Here is a 20010-nt window from a genome sequence, read left to right on the forward strand (position 1 = left end):
GGAGTGATGATGAGCGATGTGATGAAAGCGGTTCGTCTGCACGAGTTCGGCAACCCGAACCTGTTGCGCTACGAGGATGCGCCCCGCCCCACGGCGACGCCGGGTGAGGTTCTGGTCCGGGTCCACGCGGTGGGCCTCAATCCGCCGGACTGGTATCTGCGGGATGGCTACCGGTCGCTCCCTCCGGAGTGGCAACCTGATCCCGCATTTCCGCTGATCCTCGGATCGGACGTGTCAGGTGTTGTCGAGGTTGTCGCCAGCGACGTGGAGGGCGTCGGCGTAGGCGACGAAGTCTACGCCATGGTTCGCTTCCCAGAGCATGTCATGGAGGGCGGTAAAGCCTATGCCGAGTATGTCAGCGTGCCAGCTTCGCAGCTGGCGCGGAAACCGGCCAACATCGATCATGTCCACGCGGCCGGCGCGCCCATGTCGCTGCTTACCGCCTGGCAATTCCTGATCGAGTTGGGCCACGACGAACCCAATCCGTTCCAATCGTTCACGCATGTGCCGGTGCCCCTTGAGGGCAAGACGGTGCTCGTCAACGGCGCCGGAGGCGGCGTCGGGCACTTGGCCGTGCAACTCGCAAGATGGAAGGGGGCGCGTGTCATTGCCGTGGCATCCGGCAAGAATGGGGGGTTGATGCGCGACCTCGGCGTCGATCAATTCATCGATTACACCAGGACGCCTGCCGACGAGGTCGTGCGCGATGTTGATCTCGTCCTTGATGCAGTCGGCGGTCCGGACACCGGCCGCTTCCTACGCACCTTGAAGCGGGGCGGCGCCCTGTTGCCAGTATACCCGTTGGGCTTCACTGGCCACGACGAAGCCGAGACGCGCGGTATCAAGGTTTCGACCACGCAAGTCCGCTCGAATGGCGCGCAACTGGCGCAAGCCTCTCGCCTGCTGGACGACGGCACCGTCCGCATCGTCATCGACAGCACGTTTCCGCTCGCCGAGGCCGCAAAAGCACACGAGCGCGCCGCTCGCGGGAACATCCAGGGCAAGATCGTCCTGATCGTTGCATGACCGGAAGGATGGAGAAGGCTCAGGGGATAAAACAATGCTTATCGTGACCGGATATGTCCACGTCGAACCGTCCGCGGTGGCCGAGTTTGTCACCGATATCGAGGCGCTTGCGCACAGTGCCAAGCAGCGCGACGGGGGCCTGTTCTACGCTGTTGCCGTGGATGATCGAGCCGCCGGGCGTCTGCTCGTCGCAGAGCGGTGGAGAGATCAAGCATCCCTCACTGCGCATCTTCATGCGCCCAAAACTCTGGCATTCGTGGAGCGGTGGCGTGGCCGGATGAGAGGCGACATCTTCAAGTACGACGCAATGAATGAACGGTCGCTCTTCGATGAGTAACGGCGTCATCTTATGTTCTACACGCTCGCCGGGAGTGAGATCCGGACTGGAACGGCAACTGCGTGGCAGCGAAAATCGCCGTCCCAGCTACGCCATTGCCACCGCCCCTCCCCCCTACTCGATGGTACCAAGCGGCTTCGACGTCACATCGTAGACGACGCGGTTGATGCCTCGGACCTCGTTGATGATGCGGGTGGCGGACCTGGCACGAGCGACTGCTGACGATCAGCCGAGCGACAGTTCCTTCGTCTGGTGTCTCAGCACGAGGCCGACCGCGCCCAGCAACGCATCGTTCTCGGTGTGCTTGCCAACGATTATCCGCGTGCGCAGGGCCGGAGCGATATCGCGGGACTTGATGAGCGTGTGGCGTTCATAGGATGCGATCAACGGCGTCAACAGAATGTCGCCCGCCAAAGCCATGTGACCGCCGACGATGATGAGCGGCGGATTGAGCACCGAGCCGATCAAGCCAAGACCCCGGCCGGCGATCTCGGCGGTATCCTCGATCATCCGCAACGCCCTGACGTCGCCCTGCTCGGCCATGGTGATGACATCGTCCATGGTGACCTGCCGCCCAACGACACGCGAAATCTGTTCGAGCGGCCGGGTAAAACTCGCGTAGAGTTCCAGGCATCCGCGATTGCCGCACCGGCACAGATCGCCGCCGGGATCGATGCTGATGTGCCCGAATTCGCCGGCGCCGCCGGCGATGCCCGTCACCAGCCGGCCATGCTGGACAATGGCCCCGCCGACACCCAGATCGATCTTGAACAGCACGAAATCGTCCTGGCCGACGGCCGCACCCCACATCAGCTCCGCAATGGCCGAGCAGTTGCTCTCATTGTCGGCGAAGATCGGCTGTTCCAGGACGGGTCCGAACACATCTCGTATGTTGACGCCGGCCCATGTTGGAACCATGCTCGCGCGCAGCACCACTCCATCGCGGCTGACAGGGCCGGAGACGGAAACCCCAACCCCCAGGAGCCCCGCCGCCGGCAGACCGTTTTCCTCGTAAGATTGGGCAATTGCAGATTTGACCATCTGGGCCGCCTGCTGCGGCTGGTAGTCCAGAGGCATGGGGATGGTTTTTTCGGCAATGACGGAATGCGAAACATCGGCGACGATGAGCCGTATCTGTTGAAGAGCCAGGTGAATTCCGACGCAGGTGCCCGCTGTCGGATTGAGCGTCACGGCCGCGGCTGGCCTGCCGATGCCTCTGATGCCATCGCTGCTGGCTGCGGCTTCGATCACCATGCCCGACTTTCTCAAGCCGTTGAGCGCCGTTGAGACAGTCGAGCGCGCCAGACCGGTGATGCGCGCGATCTGCGACGCGGAGAGCACGCCGCGCTCGCTCAGGCAGCGCACGATCATGCTCTCCGGCGACGCGGACGGTCTGTCGATCAGCCAGGCTCTAAGCGAAGGTTTTGTCATGGATCAACATAAACATCGTTGACTGATAGCTCCAATATGTCATCTTGGAAAGAACTCGAGATAACCAATCTCGCCGGTTGCGGCTTCAAACCGCGGCCATAAGCGGTCGAGACGAACCGTGCAACACCATATGGGAGTGAAACAATGAAGTCCGTCATGACCGCCCTCGCGGCCGCTGCTGCGTGCACCCTTATCGCCGGGGCAGCCCTCGCCGAGCCCAAGACGAACCTGCTGCACCAATGGGCGACAGGATCGGACGCCCAGGCGATCGCCAAGCTCGGCGAGATGTTCACCGCCAAGGGCGGCAAATGGGAACAGACCTCCATCGCCGGACACACGGCCAATACGCTGGCCAAGCTGCGGGCCGACGTGATCGCCGGCAATGCCCCGCCTGCCGTGCAGCTCAAAGGTCCGGAAATCGCCGAGTGGAACGAGACCGGCATGACCGCCGATCTCGACGAGCTGGCGGCCTCGGAAGGATGGGAGAAAGTGGTCGCGCCGGAATTGCTTCCGGTGATGAAGCCGACCGGCAAATGGGTCGCCGCTCCCATGAACATCCACCGCATCAACTGGCTGTGGGCCTCGCCGAAGGTCATGCAGGCCGCCGGCGTGGCGGAAATGCCCAAGACCTGGGCCGAATTCAATGCAGCCTGTGACAAGATCGTCGCCTCAGGCAAGATCTGCATCTCGCATTCGACCGCCGACTGGACGGATTCGACGGTGTTCGAGGTCGTGCTCTACGGCCAGGACATCGACCTCTATCGCAAGGCCTTCGTCGAAGGCGATGTCGAATCCATGCGCAGCCCCGGGATGGTCAAGGCCTTCGAGCAGATGCGCCTGATGACGAGCAAGTACATGGATCCAGGCATGGTAGGCCGCGACTGGGATTCGATGTCGGCGCTCGTCGGCAAGGGCGACGCGGCGTTCCACATCATGGGCGACTGGACGATCGGCCTGCTGACCGCCGCGGGCTTCAAGGAAGGCACCGACTATGTGTGCGCCCAGGCGCCGACCGATTGGGGCAAACCCGGCTTCATCCTCAACTCGGACTCGGTCGTGTTCTTCAAGCAGAAGGACCAGGATTACATCGACGGCCAGAAGCTGCTGGCCAGCCTGATCCTGTCGCCCGACTTCCAGACGGCCTTCAACCAGGCCAAGGGCTCGATCCCCGCACGCCTGGATATCGATCTGTCGAAGGGCTTCAATCCGTGCCAGCAGCTCTCGCAGAAGGATCTGCAGGCTTCGATCAAGGGGGGCACGCTGGTCCGCTCGATGGCGCACAACATGACCGTCCCGCAGAAGATGCGCGGCGCGATCATGGACTCCATCACCGAGTTCGTGGCGACGCCCGACATGTCAGCCGAAGCCGGCGCCAATGCGATGGCCGACGCGGCAGAAGCACAGAAGTAGACAGGAATGGCCGGGCGCAATTTCTGTCCGCGCCCGGCCATCCTCCATCCCGGTCCCTGCCAGTCCCGTGCTCTGAATGTCAAACCACGACCTGATCCTGCCGGTCCCGGCGCCCGCCCGCCTTTGGCGGGAGCGGCTGGGCTCCGCGATGCCCTTGCTGGTGCTCGGCCCCTCGCTCGTGGCGAGCTTCGTCTACGTCTTCGTGTTCACCGGCTGGACGCTCTACATCTCTGTCTCGAACTCCTCGCTGCTCCCGACCTACGGCTTCGTCGGCCTGGACAACTACGCGTCGCTCTGGGCGAACCGGCGCTGGAACATCGCCTACACCAACCTCTTTTTGTTCAGCGGTTTCTATATCGTCGGCTCGATGGCCGTCGGACTGCTGCTGGCAATCCTGATCGACCAGCGCGTGCGCGGCGAAGCGGCCTGGCGCACGATCTTCCTCTATCCGCTGGCGGTCTCCTTCATCGTCACCGGCACGGTCTGGAGCTGGCTCTACAACCCGGTCGACGGCATCCAGGCGCTGGTGCGCGGACTGGGCTGGACGAGCTTCAGTTTCGCTCTCGCCAGCGACCGACACTATGCGATCTATGCGGTGATCATCACCGGCGTCTGGCAGGCCTCGGGCTTTGCCATGGCGCTCTTCCTGGCTGGCCTGCGCTCGGTGGATTCCGACCTCGTCAAGGCCGCGCAGATCGACGGCGCATCGACCTTCCGCATCTATCGCAAAGTGCTTCTGCCAACGATTGCGCCGATCTTCCTGGCGGTCGCCGTGATCCAGATCCAGTTCGCCATCAAGACCTTCGACCTGGTGGCCGCCCTCACCAAAGGCGGCCCGGGGATCTCGACCACCTTCCCCGCCATCTACGTCTATGACCTGATGTTCCAACGCGGCCAGATCGGCGAAGGTGCTGCGGCAGCCATCATGATGCTTGCCGCTGTTGCCGTGGTGCTGGTGCCCTATTCGTTCTGGGTGGTCTGGCGCCGACGCAAGGAAGCCGGCCATGGCTGACGCAGCGCTGGACCAGTCGCTCGATCATCGCGCTGCCACGGTTGCGGCGCGCAGGCATTTCCTCACCCGCTTCGTCATCTATGGGCTGCTGGTTGTCTTCGCGGCGATCTACCTAGTCCCGTTGCTGGTCGTGGTGCTGAATTCATTCCGCGATCAGCAAGAGATCGCGCGCAACGGGCTGATCTCGCTGCCGCGCAGCTTCCGCCTCGAAGCCTGGGGCCAGGCCTGGAGCAGCTATTGCATCGGCGGCACCTGCGAGGGCATGCAGCGCAACTTCTACAACTCCCTGAAAATGACGATCCCGGCGACGATCATCTCGACGGCGGTCGGCGCGATGAACGGGTACATCCTGTCGAAATGGCGCTTCAGGGGTTCGGAAGCGATGTTCACCTGCATGCTGCTCGGCGTCTTCGTTCCGGGCCAGATCTCGTTGATGCCGTGGGCGTTCATCCTCGGCAATCTGGGCCTCAGCAACTCGGTCTACGGGCTTGTCCTCATCCACGTCATCCAGGGCATTTCGTTCACCACCCTGTTTTGCCGCAACTATTACGTCAGCATTCCCGACGATCTCATCAAGGCGGCGCGCATCGACGGCGCAGGCTTCTGGCGCATCTTCCGCAAGATCATTCTGCCGCTCTCCTCACCGATCCTGATCGTCACGGTGATCTGGCAGTTCACCGGCATCTGGAACGAATATCTGTTCGGGGTCGTCTTCACCTCCGGGCAGCAACAGCCGATCACGGCCGCGCTCGTCGCGCTGACGGCAAGCGGCACCAATGTACGTGCCTACGATGTCATGAGCGCCGCCGTGCTGATCGGCGCGCTGCCGCCGCTGCTGATCTATCTCTTCGGCGGCAAGTATTTCGTCCGCGGCCTGACGCAAGGCGCAATCAAATGAGGCGCGATCAAGTGAGCGGAGCCTGCCGCATATCGCCGATCGTCGCGTCCGCCAAGAAGGGCATCGCATGTCGACATTGACCATCCGATCCTTGCGCAAGAACTTCGGCGCGGTCGAGGTTCTGAAGGGCGTCGATCTCGAGGCGCAGAACGGCGAGTTCATTGCGCTGGTCGGGCCGTCCGGCTGCGGCAAGTCCACCCTGCTGGCGATGATCGCGGGGCTGGAAACCGTAACCTCCGGCGAGATCCGCATCGACGGCCGGCTGGTCAATTCGGTCGCGCCGAAGGACCGCGACATCGCCATGGTGTTCCAGTCCTACGCACTTTACCCGACGATGACGGTGCGCGAGAACATCACCTTCGGCATGGAAAGCCGCCGCGTGCCGAAGCCGCAGCAGGACGAAGCCGTCAAGCGGGTTGCAGCTTTCCTGCAGATCGAACCGCTGCTTGGGCGCAAGCCCGGGCAGCTTTCGGGCGGCCAGCGCCAGCGCGTCGCGATGGGCCGGGCGCTGGTGCGCGATCCGAAGCTGTTCCTGTTCGACGAGCCGCTCTCCAATCTCGACGCCAAGCTGCGCGTCGACATGCGTACCGAAATCAAGAAGCTGCATCACCGCGTCGGCAAGACGACGGTTTACGTCACCCACGATCAGGTCGAGGCGATGACGCTCGCCTCGCGCATCGCCGTGATGCATCAGGGCGAGGTCCAGCAATTCGATGAGCCGGCCACGATCTACAACCGTCCGGCCAACATGTTCGTCGCCGGCTTCATGGGTTCGCCGGCGATGAACTTCCTGCCGGCCGAACTGAGCGAGCAAGGCGGTCGCCCCACTGTTGCCTTGCACAGCGCCGACGGCAAGACGGCCAGCCTGCCGATCGCCCAGACGCTTCCGTCCAACACGCCGCGACAGCTCGTGCTCGGCATCCGGCCGGAGCACATCTACCGGTTCGATCCCGATCTTGCGCGCCGCAAGCCGAGCATCGCGCAAATCGATGCCGTTGTCGAACTGGTCGAGCCGACAGGTGCCGAGACCATGGCCGTCCTGCGCCTGGGCGCCAAGGAGATCACCGGCCGTTTCGACCCCGACGGAACGCCACGGATGGGTGAGACGGTGACGCTCGGCATAGACATGGCGCGTGCGTGCCTGTTCGACCCGACGAGCCAACGCCTGATCTGAAGAGAGTTCCGCACTTGTCCTTTGCCACCTATCCGAGCCTGGCCGACCGTGTCGTGCTGATCACCGGCGGCGCGACGGGCATCGGCGCCGACACGGTCCGCGCTTTCGCCGCCAATGGCGCACGCGTCGCGTTTCTCGATCTAGAGCAGGAGGCCGGCGATAAGCTCGCCAGGGAAGTCGCCGCCAAGGCACCACACGCGCCACTGTTCATGCGCTGCGACGTGACCGATATTGTCGCCCTCCAGGCTGCGATCGGCACGGTGCGCGACCGCCTCGGACCTGTCGCGGTGCTGGTCAACAACGCCGCCGACGACAATCGCCACCCGGTCGCCGAGGTAACGCAGGAGTACTGGGATCATGCCCAGGACGTGAACCTCAGGCACCACTTCTTCGCCGCCCAGGCCGTGCATGCGCACATGAAGGAGCTGGGCTTTGGTTCGATCGTCAATTTTTCCTCGATCGCCTGGCGTTTCGGCGCGGCAGAGATGGCGCCCTATGCGACGGCCAAGGCTGCCGTGGTCGGATTGACATTCGCGCTGGCACGGGCGTTTGGCCCCGACAACATCCGCGTCAACGCCATCGAGCCGGGCGCCGTCATCACCGACCGGCAACGGCAGCTCTGGTACAAGACGCAGGCCTCGGTCGACCAGGTCGTGCAGCGCCAATTGATCCGCCGGGTTCTGCTCGGCGAGGAGATCGCGCGCACGGTGCTGTTCCTCGCCGCCGACGACAGCCGCATGATCACCAAGCAGTCGATCACCGTGGACGCCGGCCTGCGATGACCGCAAAACCCGAACCAAAGGATCGCTTTATGCTCGAGGTCGGCCTGAACCCCTATGGTCTGACCTATCATCTCGGCCTCCAGGCCCGCGGCACGTCACGCGCCAATCCCAAACCGGCAGGGCTGGAAGGTTTCATCGCGCTGGCGACCGAACTCGGCGCGCGGGTGCTGGAGATCTGGGTGCCATGGCTGAGCGAACTTTCCGACGAGGCGGTGATCGCGTTGCGGGAAAGGCTCGCCGGCCTTGGCATCACACCGATCGTCAGCGGCGGCCTTCTGGTGGGCGAACCGCTCGACCAGGCATTTCGGGCCGCACGCTTGCTGCGGGCCAAGATCATCCGAGCGGCACTGACGCCGGTTCTATGCGGCGACCGCAACGCTGCCGGCGAGACATGGAGCGAGTTCGCCGGCATCATTCGAGACAGATTGAAGGAGTGGGGTGCCCGCGCGTCTGCCGAAGGCCATGTCCTTGCGATCGAAAACCACCAGGACTTCACCAGCCAGGAACTCGTCGATTTTTGCGCGCTCGGCGGCGAAGGCGTGGGCGTCACCTTCGACACCGGCAACACATTCCCGGTCGGCGAAGCGCCGCTCGATTTTACGCGGCGGATCGCGCCTCATGTCCGCCATGTCCACCTCAAGGATTACCGCGTGCAGTTCACGAGCGAAGGCTACCGGCTGATCCGTTGTGCCATCGGCGATGGCGCGGTGCCGTTTGCCGAGCTGTTTGCAATTCTTGGCCAGCACCACGATCGCATGACCGCCGTTCTCGAACCGGGCGCATTGGAGGCGCGGCATGTCCGGTATCTGCGCGACGACTGGTGGCATGGCTATCCGCCGAAGACGGCACGCGAATTTGCCGCCTGCCTGCTGGCCGCGCAGCGCAATCGGCTGCCCGACGATGCCGACTACCGCACCCCTTGGGAGCGCGAAGACGATGGTTCCCTGGTTTCCTACGAGCTCGACATGATCCGGCGCAGCGCCGCCAACATGCGCAATTTGGTTTGATGAAAGTGGAGAAGATCTGGTGACGACACGTGAACTCGATGGATTGACCGCCTTCGTGACCGGCTCCGGCCGTGGCCTCGGCCGGGTGATGGCCGAGCGCCTGGCGGAACTCGGCGCCAATGTCGCGATCCACGACATGGACGAAACAGCGCCGGCCAAATATGGCGAGTTCGCCAATCTCGGCGAGGTGGTCGAGCGCCTGAAGCGGCATGGGACGAAGGTCACGTCGGTGACCGGCAACATCGGCGACCAGAAGGCGGTGGCCGAGATGAAGCGCAAGATCGAGGCCGATCTCGGCGACGTGCATGTGCTGGTCAATTGTGCCGGCGGCGACATCGGCGCCAAAGGCGGCAAGCCGAACCCGAACAACGCCCTCGACATCGAGCTCGAGGACATCCGCGTGCTGACCGAGAACAATCTGATCGGCACGATGCTGGTCTGCCAGGCTTTCGTTGCGCCTATGAAGCAGCGCGGCGGCGGCTCCGTCATCAACATCGCGTCGGCGGCGGCTCACCTCGGCTGCTCTCCCGAGGTCGTCTACTCGACGTTGAAGGCCGCGGTCGTGCATTACACGCGCTGCCTCGCCAAGGAACTGATCGACGACGGCGTGCGCATCAATGCAGTCAGCCCCGGCGCCACCAAAACGGCACGGTTCCAGGCGACCCGCGTGGTCGATCCGGCGCGCATGGATTCGAGCAGGAAATCGCTAAACCGGTATGCGGAGCCGGAAGAGATCGCCGAGGCTGTGGCCTTTCTCGCCGGCCCCCGCGCGCGCTTCATCAACGGGCAGGTCATCCGCGTCGATGGCGGTTTCACTATCTTTCCAGGTTGAATGGCTGCCGAGTGAACCGACTTGCGAATTCAAGCACTGCTCAAGTCCGGAATCGCTGCCAGATCGATCTCGGTGATATGCCAGCGGCCAAGATTTGCGGTGTAGAGCCTGTCGCCCTTGAAGGCGATGTTGGTGGGATGCGCCAGCGTCGTCGCCGCGGGATCTTCGATCAGCACTTCGAGACCTCTGTCCTTTCGCCAGCGATAGATCCGGCTGGGCTCGTAGCATGAGATGAATAGCGAACCGTCAGGCGCGAAGGCCACGCCATCGGGAACATTGCGCACGTCTTCGACGATGACCTGCCGCGCGCCCGCACCACCATCGGCAAGGATTGGCACGTAGCTGATGCAGGGCGCATCGCTCTCCACGACATAGAGCCCGTTGCCATCCGGCGCCATGGCCATGCCGTTGGCGAAGGACATCGCTTCCCGGCACCACAGGCCGCCCTCGCCGGTGTTGAGATCGTAGCGGAAGATGCCCGAGCGTTTGTCCTCGCCAACGCTGTCCGACACGTAGAGCCAACCCCTTGCCTCGTCGACGATCGGATAGTTCGGCACGCGGATGCCGGCCGCTGCGAAGCGCTCCATGCGACCTGTCGCGGAGTCCCAGCGGAAGATGGCGGCATGCTTCAGATCGCAGGCAAAGCAGTTGCCGGCGCTGTCGAAGGCAATGCCGAGCAAGAAGCCATCGGTGCCGCCCATGCGCTCGACCGAACCGCCATCGGCGGCCAGTCTCAGAAGGTGCCGGTTTCGGTGCCGCACCAGATCGATCCGTCGCGATGGACAGCCACGCCCTCAGGATGCGCGACGCGCGGATTGGTGAAGATGCCGTCGAAGAAGACTCGGGCGGCGGACATGTCGAGCAAAGGCTTTGCCATGGAATGCTCCTCAGCTTGCGGCAGGCGACCTCTGTGCGGCGATGCAGCGCTCGACCATCGCGCGATCAGCGGCGAGGATTTCGGCGATGAGCGCTCCGCGCTCCTTGGCGCTGACGAATTCCAGGCGACGCAGGCCGAGCGGGTCGATGCGGTTTCGCAGTACTGCAAGCGTATCCGAGGACGGCACCGGCACCTCGCGGCACTTCGCGTCGAACGTGACCGCAAAGCCGGTCGCATCGCGGATTTGCTGGCGCGTGATGCCGGGCATGGTTTCGACGACGATCAATTCCCTGGATACCTCGTCGAGCCGGAAGACGCAGAGATCGGTGAAGACCAGCGCCTTGCCTGTGCGATAGCCCATCGGGTCGCGTTCGGCAGGCGTCAGCAGTCCGCGGGCGGAACTCACGATCTCGACTTCGTCCACCAGCGACTGGACCGAGTGACGCGGGATGTAGAGCAGGTAATCGCGGTGCATGTTGGCGACGTCGGCCATGCCGCCCTGCCCTGGCAGTCGGATCAGGCCGCCGCTCGGCTTGCGCAGCGCGATGGTGTTGACGCGGCCGCGTCGATCTACCTGTGCGGCGCCGACGATCTCATGCGTCACCGCGCCGGCCTGGTAATAGGTCGAGTAGGTGTCGTCACCGCCGGCATGCGCCACCGCCGTCTCGCAATCCAGGCTTTCGATCAGTGACAGGATCATCGGGCTTGGCGCGATGTCGAGGTGGCCGCAGCTCATCGTCGCGACGATCATGTCCGGCGCGTGCGTTGCCTTAGCCAGCCGGTAGGCGACATTGGCGAGCGGCGACACTGCGCCGGCGCTGGCAAAGCTCTCATTGTCAAGCTCGGCGGCGATGCGGGCAGCGATGATCTCGTCGATGGATGGTTTCCTGTCACCATGCGCGAGCGCCGGCATCGCCAACACCGTCTCGGCGCTGACTTTCGCAGCGTCTCGAAGCCGCTCTGGCAGGCCATTCGGAGGCAGGCGGAGCTTATCCGGCAAAGCTGCCTCCTTGGTCGCGAACGCCTCCGACAATGCCTGATAGTCGGTGACGTAGAATGGCAGGCACGAGGCCGGATAAGCGCCGCCCGGCGCCAGGGCTATGGCGGAAACCTGGTTGCGGGTGAGGATGCTCTGGCGGCCGTCCCGCCGCAGCGCCCCGACCGGCACGATTTCCTCTACCGTGACCAGCACCTTGCGCGCCGCGCCGGCCATGGCGAAGTCCAGCGCGCGCGGCCCGATGATCTCAACATTGCCGCTTTCGTCGGCGCGCTGGGCGTGGACGATGAAGGTGTCGAGCCTGAGCGGCGGAACGAATCCGGTCTCGATCCCGGCAAGCGGATCGAGCCCGGCGACCGCACCCGGCATACGGGCCAGCATGTCGGACCCTTGCGGTAGCTGGAACGGCATCGACGGCAGGTTCTGTTGCGCCGCCCGCAACGCCTGGATCATCGCCAGCGCGGTCCAATCGCGAACCGATATCGCGCCGCTCTCGGCGGCGGCACGAAAGCGTGGCGGAAGGCCAAAAATGTCGAGGCTGGAAAAGCAGAGGTCGATCTCCGCCACCGCATTCGCCTCAAGCAGCAGTTCGAGCGGCAACCCGCCGGCCCAGCAGACATAGTGCAGGTCCTTGACGCCTGAGCTGGCGATGGCGCGCAGGAGAGAAATCGGCAGCCGGGCGAAATGATGGCCGCCGACGCCGAAAGCGTCGCCGTGGCCGACCATCGCCACCAGCCCCTCGATGTCGGTGAAACGGGGCCGGTTCGGCTTGACCAGAGACCTTGCAGCACGATCCGTCACAGCGCGGATGCCTCGATGCGGTAGCGGGTGACGAACGGCCTTTCGGGCGAGAATTCCAGCGCGGTCGCGATGCCGGATTGCGCGATCGGATTGTCGGCCAGCGCGGTCGCCGGGCCGAGCCCGAAGGGCGAGCAGATCGGCTCGATGCCGATCGCGACATGACGCCCGTTCCAGGGCGCCGCCTTGCGGCCGCGATTGGAGTACCAAAGCAGGAGGCTGGGGAAATGCTCCTTTTGCCAGGATAGCTGCACCCGGTATCCGTCCTCATGGTTGACGAGCGCGGCGACACCGTCGACGCCTTCGATCTGCAGGAGCTCCTCCGTGTCGGCGGCCAGCGGCAAGCGGGAGGCGTCGACCACGCCGCCGGCGCGCGCAGGCACGGCTCTCAGTTCGAAGAACGTCGTATTCCTGGCGAACAGCTCCGTACCGGGTTCGACATCGTGCGGATAGGTGTGGCCCTCGTCGAAGCCGCCAAGCTCCAGCGTGGCCGCGCCCATCTCGAGAGGCAGCCTGAACACCGGATGCAGGCCGATCGGCAGGCGACAGGCACGGCGGACGAATACCCTGAATTCGATGTCGATGGCCGATGCGGACGGATCGGGCGTTATCGTCCTCTCGACGCGCTCGACCGGGCTCGTCTGAGGATAGGCAAGCGCCAGCGAAAGCGATCCGCTCTCGCCCTCGCACCAGGTCCAGTCATGGTTGGAGCTGTGGCCATGGACTTCCTCGTCAGGCGCCGGCGGCCCCATGACACGCGCCCAGTTCTCGGACCACCCTTCGGCAGGCACCGAGTAACCGAAGGGCACGCAGGGCCATTCGCCGCGCAGCTTACGCAGGATGCCCGGCAACGCGCCCGCTTCCGGCTCAGTCGCCCAGGGCGCGACGTGCATCGGCGAAACCTGCCGGCCGTTGGCCAGCACGAATGTGACCGGCGCCAGCATCGCGCCGAGCCGCTGCACGGTCAGCGAGCCATGCGCCCAGCCGAGACCCCGATAGTCGTCGCCACTCATGAGCCGGCCTTCTTCACGGCGCTCCTCTCGGCGAATTCCTTGACGCGCCGCTGGCCGGTTTCGCTACGATAGAGGCCGCCCAATATGTTGCGTTCCATCGCAAGGCCTTCAGCCAGATCGCCCGACACCGCATGCGCCGTCAGCGCCTTCAGCCCTTCGATCGCGGCGGCGGGCTCGGCGGCGATCATCCTGGCCAATTCCAGTGCGCGCGGCATCAGTCTCTCGACATCGACGATCTCGTTGACCAGGCCGGCACTTACGAATTCCGAGGCCGGCACGATGGCGCCGGTCATCAGCAGAAGATTGGCGCGGTTGCGGCCGAGCTTGGCGACGCTGCGCTGCGTGCCACCGCCGCCGGGGATCAGCCCGAGCTTGATCTCCGGCAGGCCGAGCTTGGCGAACTGGTTGGCGATCACGATGTCGCAGCACAACACCAGCTCCATGCCGCCGCCCAGCGCAAAGCCGTTGACCGCCGCGATCACCGGTTTGCGGTTGTTCTCGATCGCCGCATACATGCGCGTGCCCGCAGCCTGGAATGTGTCGAACTCGGCCGCCGTCTGCGCGGCGTATTCCTTGATGTCGGCGCCGGCCATGAAGCCGCGTCCCTCGCCGGTCACCACGATCGCACCGACGCCTTCGTCGCCCGACAGAGCCTCGAAGGCCTCGGTGATCTCGCCCTGCATCTGCCGGTTCATGGCATTGAGCTGGTCGGCGCGGCGGAAGGTGACAACCGCGACGCGGCCCTGGGTCTCGACCGTGAGTGTCTGGTAGGCGCCCATCGTCAGGCCGCGTCCACGGTCATGTCGCCTGACGCCTCGAGTGCGGCGATCTCATCCTTCGACAGGCCGAACTCCGCCAGGATCTCGCGGCCGTGCTGGCCGACCAGCGGCGCCGGCCGCTCGATGGTGGCCGGCGTCTCGCTCATCTTGACCGCGGGCGCCACCACCCGCACCTTGCCGCCGCGCGGATGATCGTAACTGGTGATCATGCCCATATGCTTGACCTGCGGGTCTTCCGCCGCGCGACGGATATCCTTCACCTCCGCGCACCAGATGTCGGCTGCCAGAAGCCGCGCCAGCAGATCCTGCGTGGAGAATTTCTTCGTCTCGGCGTTGACTATCTCGAACACCTCGTCGCGCTTGTCGAACAGGGTCTTCAGGTCGTCATAGACGGCAAGCTGCGGTGCTTCGAGCACTTCGTAAAGCGTCTTGAACGGGCTCATGGCGATCGACACGTAGCCGCCATCCTTCGTCTCGTAGATGCCGAACGGCGCCTGCATGCCGGGATGGCCGATGCCGGAATTCGGCCGCACGAAATCCTCGCCGAGATTGAGCACCGCGACATATTCCTGGTTGAGATGCGCCAAAAGGCCGGCCAGCAAATTGACCTCGATCTTCTGGCCCTTGCCGGTCTTCTCGCGATAATAGAGCGCCGACAGGATGCCGTAGACCATGTTCATGGCGCCGATCTGGTCGGCGAGGCCGGCGCCAGCGGGAACCGGAGCCTGGTCGCCGCGGCCGGTGTTGGCGATTAGCCCGGCGAGCCCTTGGATCAGCATGTCCTGGCCGGGGCGCTCGACATAGGGGCCTTCCTCGCCATAGCCGGATCCCGAGCAGTAGATGATGCGCGGATTGACGGCCTTGAAATCCTCGTAGCCGTAACCGAGCTTGGCCAGCACGCCGGGACGGAAATTCTGCACCACGACGTCGGCACTCTTTGCCATCTCCATGATGATGGCGTGCACCTTGCGGCTCTTCAGGTTGAGCGCGATCGAACGCTTGTTGCGGTTCCAGGCAAGAAAATTCGGGCTCTCGGAGCCGCCGACCCATTTGGCGAAGAAGGTCATGCCGCGGAACATGTCGCCGGCGCCGGCGCGCTCGATCTTGATGACGTCGGCGCCCATATCGCCGAGCAGCTGCGTGGCGAACGGCCCCTGCAGCAGATGGCTGAAATCGAGGATGCGGACGCCTTCGAGGGCCTTGTTCATTTTACGTCTCGTTTCGTTTTCAAAGCAGTTCGGGAACGTAGCGCGGTGCCGCGGTCAGTCCGCCGTCGACGCGCAGATCGGTGCCGGTGGTGAAGCCGGCTGCATCGGAAGCGAGGTAGACGGCGGCCTCGGCCACTTCGGAAGGCTCGCCGATGCGGCCAAGCGGATGCATCTTGACCCAGGCCTTGGCGAGGTTGCCGCCGATCTCCTTGATCAGCCTGTCGTTCATCGGCGTGTTGATGGTGCCGGGCGAGATCGAGTTGACGCGGACGTTCGCCGGGCCGAACTCGACCGCCATCTGGCGCGTCATCGCCATCACCGCGCCCTTGGCGCCGGCATAGGCGGTCCAGCCATCGAGGCCGATATGGCCTTGTGCCGAAGCCATGTTGATTATCGAGCCCGACTTTTGCGCGATCATGTGTGGCAGCGCGTATTTGCAGCCGCGGAACACGCTGGTTAGGTTGACCGCGATCAGCCGGTGCCACTGCTCGTCGGTCATCTCGTGCACTGGCATGCCGCCGATGGCGATGGCGGCGTTGTTGACTAGGATGTCGAGGCGCCCGGCCTTCCTGACGGCGCTGTCAATGAGGCCGGCGATATCGGCTTCCTGCGAAACGTCGCAATGGACATACTCGGCAAGGTGGCCAGCCGCGCGCAACGCCGCCGCGAACTCCTCGCCGGCGCCGTCGGCGATATCGCCGAGGAAGACATGCGTGCCTTCGCGCGCCATCGCATGCGCAATCGCGTGGCCGATGCCGTCGGCGGCACCGGTGATGACGGCGGTTTTTCCTTCCAGACGAGCCATGTCAGCCTCCATTCGCGCGCCGGCGCTTCGCCTCGTCGAAAGCAACCGCGGCAATGATGATCATGCCGGTGATGACCAGCTGCCATTCGGTCGGCAGGCCGAGCCCGCGCAGGCCGTTGGACAGGAATTGCAGGATCAGGACGCCGAGCGCCATACCGGTCAGGCTGCCGATGCCGCCGGCAAGGCTGATCCCGCCGAGCACGGTCGCGGCGACAACCTGGAACTCGAAATTGAGCCCCGCCGTATGCTGCGCCGAGCCGACTCGCGCCGCCAGGATGATGCCGGCAACCGTCGCCAGCAGCGCGCTGATGATGAAGCAGATGAACTTGACGCGCCGCACGTCGTAGCCCGCCAGCCGCGCCACTTCCTGATTGCCGCCGACGGCATAGATCTGCCGCCCGAACGGCCTGTGCTGCATCATGTAGCCGAAGGCGGCGAGGAGCACAATGGCGATGACCGCCGAATACGGGATGATGTTGAACAGGCGGCCGTCCGACAGCGCGATGAAGCTGTCGAGGCTGGCATCGTCGGGGATCGCGCGCTGGCCGGTGTAGAGATAGACGCCGCCGCGCATGATGAACATCGTGCCGAGCGTCACAATCAGCGAGTTGATGCCGGCATAGGCAACGAGATAGCCGTTCACGACACCGATGATCAGGCCGAACAGCAGCGCCGCGCTGACGCCGAGCAGCAGCGAGTTGGTGTCGTTCATGATGATGATCAACGGCAGCGCGATGGTCGCCAAAAGTGAACCGATCGAGATGTCGACTTCGCCGGAAATGAAGACGATGGCGCAGCCGATACCGGCGGTGAGCGCGAGCGAGGCTTGACCGAGCACGTTGGTCATGTTGCGCACGGAGAAGAAGTTCTCGATCGTGACGGAGAAGAATGCCAGCACCAGGACGAGGCAGACGAGCAGAGCCAGTTCCTGCCTGGCGAAGAGGCGGGCCAGCATGGAGGGCTGAGCTCTCTCGGGAGCGGTGCTTGCAAGGCTCATCGCTTGTTCCCTTCGAAAAGGCCGGGCTGATCGCGAAGCGTCACCATCTCACCCGATCGCCGCATTGAGGATATTCTCCTGCGTGGCTTCCTCGCGCGACATGATCGTGGTCAGGCGGCCCTCGCACATCACCGCGATGCGGTCGGCGAGCCCGAGCAGCTCCGGCATCTCCGACGTCATCATGACGACCGCCAGGCCTTCGCCGGCGAGCCGGTCGATCAGCGCGAAGATTTCCGATTTGGCGCCGACATCGATGCCGCGCGTCGGCTCATCGACGACGATCACCTTCAGGCCTCGCATCAGCCAGCGCGAGATCAGCACCTTCTGCTGATTGCCGCCCGACAGGTTCTTCACCTGCTGGAACAGGCTGGGGGTCTTGATGCGGAAGCGGTCTACATAGTCCTGCACCGCCTTGTGCTCCTTCGCCTGGTCGACGAACCCAAGACGGGCGAACGCGCCAAGCGAGGCCAGGCTGGCATTCTGGTAGACGGGCAGCTCACCCATCAGGCCTTCGCTCTTGCGGTCCTCGGTGAGCAGGCCGATGCCGAGCTTGACGCCAGTGCGCGTGTCGTGCGGCGCAAGGTGGTGACCATCGACGGCGATCGTGCCCGACGTGATCGGATCGTAGCCGACGATCGCCTTGGCGAGCTCGGTGCGGCCGGCGCCCATCAATCCGAAGAAGCCGAGCACCTCGCCGGCATGCGCCTCGAAGGAAACGTCGCTCAGCTTCTTCGCGGTGCTGAGGCTCTCCACGGACAGCGCGATCTTGCTGCCCGGCGCACCGCGCTTGCGGGGGAACAGATTGTCGATGCGCCGGCCGATCATGTCCTGGATCAGCGTGTCATCGCTGTGCTCGCCGATCGGCTTGGTCGAGATGTGACGCCCGTCGCGCAGCACGGTAACCGTGTCGGCGATCTCGAACACCTCGTCGAGCTTGTGGCTGACATAGACCACCGCGATGCCCAGCGCCGCCAGGCGACGAATGACGGTGAACAGCAGCGAAACTTCGTTCGGCGTCAGCGAGGACGTCGGCTCATCCATCACCACGACGCGCGCCTCGTGGGCGAGCGCGCGGGCGATCTCGACCATCTGCTGCTGGCTGACAGGCAGCGATCCCGTCCGCGCCGCCGGATCGACGTTGAAGCCGATGCGGTTGAACAGTGCCGCTGAATCGGCTCGGATCTTCTTCCAGTCGATCGAGCCGGCTTTGCCCGTCGGATAGCCTTCGAGGAAGATGTTTTCGGCTACGGTGAACTCGGAGATCAACGCGATCTCCTGGAACACGACCTTGATGCCTTCCTTGAGGCTGTCGCGCGGCGACTTGATGTCGACCTCGCGCCCGCGCATGCGGATGGTGCCGGCATCCTTGCCGTAGACGCCGGCCATGATCTTGATCAGCGTCGACTTGCCGGCGCCGTTCTCGCCCATCAGGGCGTGGATCTTGCCCGGCTCCAGTGTGAAGTCGACATTGTCCAGCGCCACGACGCCGGGGAAGCGCTTGGCGATGCCGCGCATCTCCAGAGCCGGCACGTTGGTGTCGATGGCCGCGCCTTCGCCGGGATGAAGGAAATCAACGGACATTGGCTTTGTTCCGGATGATGTCGAGATAGGTCGCCAGGATGATGACGATGCCCGGCACCACCATCTGCAGGTCCTGGTTCCAGCCAAGGATGATGATGCCGTTGTCGATGACCTTGAGCACCAGCACGCCGAGCAAGGTGCCGAACAGCGAGCCACGGCCGCCGAGCAAGCTGGTGCCGCCGAGAATGACAGCGGCGATGACCGTCAGCTCAAAGCCGCGCCCGGCGGTTGGCTGCCCGGCATTCATCAATGATGACAGGATCATGCCGGCAACGCCGACGCACAGACCGGTGACGACGAAGGCGAACAGCTTGAGCCGTTCCGAACGCAGGCCGGACAGGCGCACCGCTTTTTCGTTGGCGCCCACCGCATAGAGGTAGCGGCCCAGCGTGGTGAAACGCAGCGTCACATAGGCGACTACGAAGATCAGTGCCGCCAGTATGACGGGCACCGGTACCGCGCCAACATAGCCGGCGCCGAGATCGGTGAAGCTCGCCAGCCGATTGTGGTTCTGCACCGCCTCGCGCGTGAACAGATAGACGCCGCCCTGCAGCATCATCATCGTGCCGATGGTGGCGATCAGCGAGTTCACCCTGAGCCTGGTGACGACCAGTCCGTTGAACAGGCCCACGCCACCGGCAAAGGCGAGCGCCGCCAGCATGCCGAGCGTGAGGCTGTGGGTGGAATTGAGCACCGCCATGCCGATGCAGCCGACGAAGGCAAGCGAGGCGCCGACCGACAGGTCGACTTCCGCCGTGATGATGAGCATGGTCATGCCGGAGGCGACGATCAGCACCAGCGCGCATTGGCGCAGGATGGCGACAATGTTGGCCTCCGAATAGAACTGCGGCGCCGCGATCGAGATGGCGATGCAAAGCACCGCCAGGATGGCGCCCAGCACGAGCTGGCTGCTGCCCAGAAGCTGGCCACCGATAAAGCGCTTCTGCGCAGGGGCGTGTGTAAGCTCGCTCATGTCAGTCCATTCCCGTCGCTAGAGCATGATGCCGAAAAGTGTGAAGCGGTTTTCGGACGACATCATGCTCTAT

20 protein-coding genes and 1 pseudogene are annotated in these 20010 nt (G+C 64.2%); 9 read left to right on the plus strand and 12 right to left on the minus strand.

From position 1 onward, the window contains the following. Positions 1–6: 6 nt before the first annotated feature. Both AC0L2L_RS09650 and AC0L2L_RS09655 read left to right on the plus strand, forming a co-directional pair. Entirely contained in the window at positions 7–1026 is a 1020-nt protein-coding gene (locus AC0L2L_RS09650; RefSeq protein ID WP_473577984.1) for an NADP-dependent oxidoreductase, read from the plus strand. A gap of 34 nt (positions 1027–1060) precedes the next feature. Then, positions 1061–1363 carry a putative quinol monooxygenase gene (locus AC0L2L_RS09655; protein ID WP_473577834.1) on the plus strand — a complete coding sequence of 101 codons (303 nt, stop codon included), beginning with the start codon at positions 1061–1063 and terminating at the stop codon, positions 1361–1363. 114 nt (positions 1364–1477) lie between these two features. Here AC0L2L_RS09655 and AC0L2L_RS09660 read toward each other — a convergent pair. Continuing rightward, positions 1478–1567 (minus strand): annotated as a pseudogene (locus AC0L2L_RS09660) (GMP synthase (glutamine-hydrolyzing)); the annotation flags it as partial. A gap of 21 nt (positions 1568–1588) precedes the next feature. Continuing rightward, a complete protein-coding gene (locus tag AC0L2L_RS09665; RefSeq protein WP_473577835.1) occupies positions 1589–2794 on the minus strand; it encodes an ROK family transcriptional regulator in 1206 nt (401 codons plus the stop codon). A gap of 144 nt (positions 2795–2938) precedes the next feature. On the opposite strand from AC0L2L_RS09665, the gene AC0L2L_RS09670 reads away from it, so the two are divergent. The 7 genes from AC0L2L_RS09670 (at position 2939) to AC0L2L_RS09700 (ending at position 9909) form a co-directional block, all read left to right on the plus strand. Next, positions 2939–4204 carry an ABC transporter substrate-binding protein gene (locus AC0L2L_RS09670; protein ID WP_473577836.1) on the plus strand — a complete coding sequence of 422 codons (1266 nt, stop codon included), beginning with the start codon at positions 2939–2941 and terminating at the stop codon, positions 4202–4204. 76 nt (positions 4205–4280) lie between these two features. Next, positions 4281–5216 carry a carbohydrate ABC transporter permease gene (locus AC0L2L_RS09675; protein WP_473577837.1) on the plus strand — a complete coding sequence of 312 codons (936 nt, stop codon included), beginning with the start codon at positions 4281–4283 and terminating at the stop codon, positions 5214–5216. Further along, positions 5209–6114: a carbohydrate ABC transporter permease gene (locus AC0L2L_RS09680; RefSeq protein WP_473577839.1), complete on the plus strand. Its 906-nt coding sequence runs from the start codon at positions 5209–5211 to the stop codon at positions 6112–6114. Before AC0L2L_RS09675 ends, AC0L2L_RS09680 begins: the two co-directional genes overlap by 8 nt. Before the next feature lie 67 nt (positions 6115–6181). Further along, positions 6182–7288: an ABC transporter ATP-binding protein gene (locus AC0L2L_RS09685; protein WP_473577841.1), complete on the plus strand. Its 1107-nt coding sequence runs from the start codon at positions 6182–6184 to the stop codon at positions 7286–7288. Positions 7289–7302: 14 nt separating this feature from the next. Continuing rightward, positions 7303–8070, plus strand: a complete 768-nt coding sequence (locus tag AC0L2L_RS09690; RefSeq protein WP_473577842.1) for an SDR family NAD(P)-dependent oxidoreductase — start codon at positions 7303–7305, stop codon at positions 8068–8070. A gap of 29 nt (positions 8071–8099) precedes the next feature. After that, positions 8100–9077: a sugar phosphate isomerase/epimerase family protein gene (locus tag AC0L2L_RS09695; protein WP_473577844.1), complete on the plus strand. Its 978-nt coding sequence runs from the start codon at positions 8100–8102 to the stop codon at positions 9075–9077. A gap of 19 nt (positions 9078–9096) precedes the next feature. Beyond that, positions 9097–9909 (plus strand): SDR family NAD(P)-dependent oxidoreductase, encoded by an 813-nt coding sequence (locus AC0L2L_RS09700; protein WP_473577845.1) that lies wholly within the window; start codon positions 9097–9099, stop codon positions 9907–9909. A 29-nt stretch (positions 9910–9938) separates the two neighbouring features. Here the strand turns inward: AC0L2L_RS09700 and AC0L2L_RS09705 are convergent, their stop codons facing one another. From AC0L2L_RS09705 to AC0L2L_RS09750, 10 genes are read right to left on the minus strand one after another with little or no spacing between them, the layout of a single operon-like run. After that, complete coding sequence (locus AC0L2L_RS09705) at positions 9939–10670, minus strand: SMP-30/gluconolactonase/LRE family protein (RefSeq protein WP_473577846.1); 732 nt, start codon at positions 10668–10670, stop codon at positions 9939–9941. Next, the gene (locus AC0L2L_RS09710; protein WP_473577847.1) at positions 10643–10786 is read right to left on the minus strand and encodes a hypothetical protein; all 144 of its coding nucleotides are present in this window, start codon (positions 10784–10786) and stop codon (positions 10643–10645) included. Before AC0L2L_RS09710 ends, AC0L2L_RS09705 begins: the two co-directional genes overlap by 28 nt. A gap of 10 nt (positions 10787–10796) precedes the next feature. Further along, complete coding sequence (locus AC0L2L_RS09715) at positions 10797–12584, minus strand: CoA-transferase (RefSeq protein WP_473577848.1); 1788 nt, start codon at positions 12582–12584, stop codon at positions 10797–10799. Then, positions 12581–13594 (minus strand): hypothetical protein, encoded by a 1014-nt coding sequence (locus AC0L2L_RS09720; protein WP_473577849.1) that lies wholly within the window; start codon positions 13592–13594, stop codon positions 12581–12583. The genes AC0L2L_RS09715 and AC0L2L_RS09720 overlap by 4 nt, the downstream gene beginning before the upstream one ends. Next, a complete protein-coding gene (locus tag AC0L2L_RS09725; RefSeq protein ID WP_473577850.1) occupies positions 13591–14373 on the minus strand; it encodes an enoyl-CoA hydratase/isomerase family protein in 783 nt (260 codons plus the stop codon). Before AC0L2L_RS09725 ends, AC0L2L_RS09720 begins: the two co-directional genes overlap by 4 nt. 2 nt (positions 14374–14375) lie before the next feature. Continuing rightward, on the minus strand, positions 14376–15581 hold the full coding sequence (locus AC0L2L_RS09730) for a CaiB/BaiF CoA transferase family protein (protein WP_473577851.1): 1206 nt from the start codon (positions 15579–15581) through the stop codon (positions 14376–14378). Positions 15582–15600: 19 nt separating this feature from the next. Next, entirely contained in the window at positions 15601–16386 is a 786-nt protein-coding gene (locus AC0L2L_RS09735) for an SDR family NAD(P)-dependent oxidoreductase (RefSeq protein WP_473577852.1), read from the minus strand. A gap of 1 nt (position 16387) precedes the next feature. Next, positions 16388–17383: an ABC transporter permease gene (locus tag AC0L2L_RS09740; protein ID WP_473577854.1), complete on the minus strand. Its 996-nt coding sequence runs from the start codon at positions 17381–17383 to the stop codon at positions 16388–16390. A 48-nt stretch (positions 17384–17431) separates the two neighbouring features. Beyond that, positions 17432–18964 carry a sugar ABC transporter ATP-binding protein gene (locus AC0L2L_RS09745; RefSeq protein WP_473577856.1) on the minus strand — a complete coding sequence of 511 codons (1533 nt, stop codon included), beginning with the start codon at positions 18962–18964 and terminating at the stop codon, positions 17432–17434. Continuing rightward, complete coding sequence (locus tag AC0L2L_RS09750) at positions 18954–19937, minus strand: ABC transporter permease (RefSeq protein WP_027164385.1); 984 nt, start codon at positions 19935–19937, stop codon at positions 18954–18956. The genes AC0L2L_RS09745 and AC0L2L_RS09750 overlap by 11 nt, the downstream gene beginning before the upstream one ends. Positions 19938–20010 lie beyond the last annotated feature (73 nt).

Source organism: Mesorhizobium sp. WSM4832, from assembly GCF_055811115.1.